Source organism: Dyadobacter sp. BHUBP1 (genome assembly GCF_050587785.1).
GTDB lineage: Bacteria > Bacteroidota > Bacteroidia > Cytophagales > Spirosomataceae > Dyadobacter.
In genome coordinates this window covers 1-203 of record NZ_JBOBIH010000069.1, presented here as the reverse complement: position 1 = coordinate 203, position 203 = coordinate 1, and the positions used below count along the sequence as shown (strand labels likewise).

The window sequence follows — 203 nt, the reverse complement described above, 5'->3', positions numbered from 1 at the left end:
GGAGCGGCCGACACCCTTTTCGTCGACAAAGGATTGAATACTGAGGCCAATGCCTACAACTACAAACTCGAATATTATACCACGGTAAACGGCCAGCTTACCAAGTTCGACGAAACCGAAACCGCCAGCTCGGTCAGGCTCGAACAGGCTGCCGCACAACCCAACCAGGTAGGACTGAAATGGACCGCGCTCGTACCCTGGGA

General features: G+C 54.7%; 1 protein-coding gene. It reads left to right on the top strand.

Annotation, left to right across the window (positions count from 1 at the left end; translation table 11 throughout):
* Positions 1-203: hypothetical protein (locus ACQ4MZ_RS31680; protein WP_430852044.1), on the top strand; the 203-nt coding region annotated here is incomplete at both ends.